The sequence below is a fragment of the Salipaludibacillus sp. CF4.18 genome, assembly GCF_051262595.1.
Lineage (GTDB): Bacteria > Bacillota > Bacilli > Bacillales > Salisediminibacteriaceae > Salipaludibacillus > Salipaludibacillus neizhouensis.
The window spans coordinates 1-3,678 of record NZ_JBIMEV010000113.1; the positions used below are offsets into that span (position 1 = coordinate 1).

6 protein-coding genes are annotated in these 3,678 nt (G+C 33.8%); 5 read left to right on the plus strand and 1 reads right to left on the minus strand.

All coding sequences use genetic code 11. The annotated features are described in order from the left end of the window. Positions 1-655 precede the first annotated feature (655 nt). From ACHABW_RS25410 to ACHABW_RS25425, 4 genes are all read left to right on the plus strand, one after another. Positions 656-802, plus strand: coding sequence for a hypothetical protein (locus ACHABW_RS25410; RefSeq protein ID WP_435759803.1), 147 nt, complete (start codon positions 656-658; stop codon positions 800-802). A gap of 309 nt (positions 803-1,111) precedes the next feature. Next, complete coding sequence (locus ACHABW_RS25415; protein WP_435759805.1) at positions 1,112-1,429, plus strand: PadR family transcriptional regulator; 318 nt, start codon at positions 1,112-1,114, stop codon at positions 1,427-1,429. After that, on the plus strand, positions 1,416-1,985 hold the full coding sequence (locus tag ACHABW_RS25420) for a DUF2812 domain-containing protein (RefSeq protein ID WP_435759807.1): 570 nt from the start codon (positions 1,416-1,418) through the stop codon (positions 1,983-1,985). The genes ACHABW_RS25415 and ACHABW_RS25420 overlap by 14 nt, the downstream gene beginning before the upstream one ends. A gap of 185 nt (positions 1,986-2,170) precedes the next feature. Then, positions 2,171-2,374 carry a hypothetical protein gene (locus ACHABW_RS25425; protein WP_435759809.1) on the plus strand — a complete coding sequence of 68 codons (204 nt, stop codon included), beginning with the start codon at positions 2,171-2,173 and terminating at the stop codon, positions 2,372-2,374. 95 nt (positions 2,375-2,469) lie between these two features. On the opposite strand, the gene ACHABW_RS25430 is transcribed toward ACHABW_RS25425, so the two are convergent. Further along, the gene (locus tag ACHABW_RS25430; protein WP_435759811.1) at positions 2,470-3,024 is read right to left on the minus strand and encodes a cysteine hydrolase family protein; all 555 of its coding nucleotides are present in this window, start codon (positions 3,022-3,024) and stop codon (positions 2,470-2,472) included. 121 nt (positions 3,025-3,145) lie between these two features. On the opposite strand from ACHABW_RS25430, the gene ACHABW_RS25435 reads away from it, so the two are divergent. Next, complete coding sequence (locus ACHABW_RS25435; protein ID WP_435759813.1) at positions 3,146-3,586, plus strand: Lrp/AsnC family transcriptional regulator; 441 nt, start codon at positions 3,146-3,148, stop codon at positions 3,584-3,586. Positions 3,587-3,678: the final 92 nt, after the last annotated feature.

Below are 3,678 nucleotides of genomic sequence, written 5' to 3' on the forward strand. Positions count from 1 at the left end.
TTTTGAAATGGTAGATCCCCTTTGTGATAAAACGCTTACAATATAAGGTGAAAAATATGTAAATCAAATTATCACTAAGTTAATAGTAATAGAATTGGTTTCAATAGTCTTGAGAACAAGCGCCTAACTTTTAATAGAAGTATCATCGAATTATGTCGTTTTTTGTAACAATTGTAAACTTGTATGGACAATTTTGACCATACAAGTTTACAATATATGTTAATAATGAATTTTAAACTCATCATTGAAGATTAGGTCATACTCTTATAAAAACAATGTTATGATAGGTGGATTCAAGGTCAACTTTTGACGAGCTGGAGTTGGCGATGAGGGGGAATTGGGTAACTCTATTGCTAGTACTAGTAACTATTTATTTCCGAGAGTTTGTGTGTGTGGTTCCTGACAAAAAGGAATTACCTGTACGTATATGGATTCTGTGGGTGCCTGTAGTTTATTAATTATACGTTTATTCTAGAAAAGCGCTGTGGGAACAAGCGACTGATTCGTTTCTATGATGAGAAATATATTTTACTGCTTGATACGATTATGACGAGCGCTTATTGTCAGGAATACTTTATCTATGCCATTTATGCCGATCTCAAAAAGGAATTACCTGTACGTATATGAATTCCGTCGGCGCCTATAACGAAAAAACGTGGAGCTTGATCATGGTGGCTTTACACTTGATTATGAAGAAGGACTTTTCACTATCTACGATGCCGATGAATACATCATTACCAAACTAGGTGATTTTAACGAAGCAATGGATAAAATCTGTGAATTAGCAGGTGTTGGTGTATGAAAATAATTGATTGGATGGCAGGGAGATAGCAGGAGTATGATCGGGGATTGAGAGAGGATTTGGCGAAATGTTTAGGGTGGCTTCGAAATAAAGTTATCAAAAGTTGATTTCTGAATTTTTTCTTCTTCAACAAGCGGGCCATTTAATTGAATAGGATTACACAAAACTCGATTTCCCATCGTAAAGGAAATCGAGTTTTTGTGATTGAATTTTTTCCTAGTTTTAATAATGAAGTTGACTATTCAGTTCAACTGTATTATATTATTAGACAGTTGAACTATATAGTTGAAATGAATAGAGGGTGAGAGTATGAAACATAAATTAATTCCGCTGTCTGAAACCATGCATTATATTTTACTAGCCCTACGTGAACCACTCCATGGCTATGCCGTAATGCAGAAGATAGAAAAAATAAGTAATGGTAATGTTATTTTAGCAGCGGGTACATTATACGGTGCAATTGAAAACTTGAATAAACATGGTTGGATTGAACCTGTCGGAAATTCGGGGCGAAGAAAAATTTATATGATAACTACAGAAGGAAGCGCCATTTTGAAAATGGAACAAGAAAGGCTATCGCATATTTTATCCTTGTACGGAAGGGATGATTCAAATGAAGATGTTTAACATGTTTTTTAATATTGAAACAGAAGAGCAATGGTTGAACGAGCAATTACAAAAAGGCTATCGCTGTACAAATATTAGTGGATTGGGAATATACACTTTCAAAAAAACGGACAAAAGATATGTTATGCGACTTGATTATCAAGATTATTTACCAAAGAAAAAGTTCGAGGAATACAAAGGGATATATGAAGATTTTGGTTGGATCTATGTAAAGTGGTACTGGCTGGGTGGAATACGGGATTGGCAAAAAGAAGATGATGATCAAAATGAAATCTTCTCGGACCGGCAATCAAAGAGTAATTATTATAAAAGATTAATGAGTTATTCAATTGTGTTGGGCATGCTGTGTTTGGCTTTTTCTTATATGCTTTACAAGGATTCGGGATTTTCGGGATTATATTTTGAAGGTCTTTGGAGTATGAAAGGTGCACTATTTTGGAAAGCATTATTATTTGAAACTCCATTTGTCCTTTTGAAGTTGTTTCCCGCATTCATGGTTGTTTTTTTGGGTAGCAGTTACTATAAAACTTATCGAAAGTATTCAAAGTTAAAATAAAAATATTATGCTGTGGAGTTTAGTATAAACTTTTCAATCCAAAGAAGTAATTAAGCATACAAATAAGCCAATGAAATTGTGTGAGTATTTAACGAAGGGAATGCTTTAGGGAATTGATAGAAAGAAACATAGTCAATGAGATTTTATTTAGTAATAACATATTATAAGAAAAAAGGGGTTCCACATTGGCTGGAACTCCTCTTCATATTTGCCTGAACTCTGGATCCTGGCCCCCAGTGGGCTCAAGTCTAGTAATTGACGGTGGATATACAGTAGTTTCATTTGATGTTAATGAGCGACTGATTTTGGAAAACCGATCTCATCTGAAATACGAAGGTTTTTCAGTGAAAAGAAGAAAAAAGGCAATTAACCATTCTATACACGGTTAATTGCACATTTACAAAACTCGAGGATATTACTTAGATATAAATCATACATCGGTATAAAGGACTTGTTTTTAAACAAACTCCCACTTACAATGTTTCTACAGGGTTTTGTTGAGGATATCCTCAGTTGAAATTACATTGGCATACATACCATTAAGTGCACTTACTAATGCATAATGAACCTGCTCAGCTGGAACGATTTTATTTTGATAAGACAAGTCTCTTGTAGCGCATGCATCTTCAATAAGTGTAGTTTCAAAGCCTAGATCCACTGCTGCTCTAACTGTTGCATCAATACACATATGTGTCATCATACCTACGATCATTACCGAGGTTACACCTTTTTCTCTTAATTTGCTTTCTAAATCAGTCTTTAAAAAGCTGTTAGGGAAACTTTTTACGATAATGTTTTCGTGTTCTGATGGTAGAACAGATTCATGTATTTCAGCCCCTTCTGTATTCGGAAGGAAGAAACCTAACTCTGGACTACTCGCGATATGCTGAACATGAAAAATATTATCTTTGTTATTTTGTCTATACCATTCAAGAACTTTAGCAGCATTAGCGGCTGCCTTATCAGGATTGCTTAACTCCATCTTTCCATTTGGAAAATAGTCGTTTTGTATATCGACAATGATTAATGCTGTACTCATTTTATCCACCTCATTTAAAAGATTTTATTACAAGTATAATGATATACAATATCTTTATTTCTATCGATACTTTGATGAAACACTTTTATATCAAATCATTTCATGGTGAAAGGAATTTATAATGGAACTAGATAACATTGATTTTCAGATCCTTCGGTTACTATCGGAAAATTCACGTATTCAATGGAAAGACTTAGGTGAACATATTCATATGACGGGACAGGCAGTAGGGAATCGTATTAAAAAACTGGAGGAAAGTGGTGTAATTAAAGCTTACTCTCTAATAGTAGATGAAATGAAATTAGGACTGACCTTTACAGCGTTTGTCATTATTTATATGAAAACAGCGAATCATGATTCGTTTATACGGTTTATTAAAGATCAAAATGAGGTAGTTGAAGCTCACCGAGTATCGGGAGAAGGCTGTTACCTTTTAAAAATAAAAGTTGATTCTCAAGAACAATTGAATCTTCTTCTTAATAGACTTCTCGATCATGGAAACTATACTTTAAACCTATCAATACAAGAGATTAAATTACAGAATCCGTTGACTGCAACATGACGAAAACGATTTTTTCTAGAAAGATAGTATTTTAAATTATTTCTAGATTGTTTAGGTTTACATGGTAGTCTAAACGAATAAAAGATCCTTCC

Bases quoted from the DNA above. Each gene is read 5' to 3' on its own strand.
- ACHABW_RS25415 (WP_435759805.1), top strand. From the start codon at position 1,112: ATGAAACATAAATTAATTCCGCTGTCTGAAACCATGCATTATATTTTA.
- ACHABW_RS25420 (WP_435759807.1), top strand. From the start codon at position 1,416: ATGAAGATGTTTAACATGTTTTTTAATATTGAAACAGAAGAGCAATGG.
- ACHABW_RS25430 (WP_435759811.1), bottom strand. From the start codon at position 3,024: ATGAGTACAGCATTAATCATTGTCGATATACAAAACGACTATTTTCCA.
- ACHABW_RS25435 (WP_435759813.1), top strand. From the start codon at position 3,146: ATGGAACTAGATAACATTGATTTTCAGATCCTTCGGTTACTATCGGAA.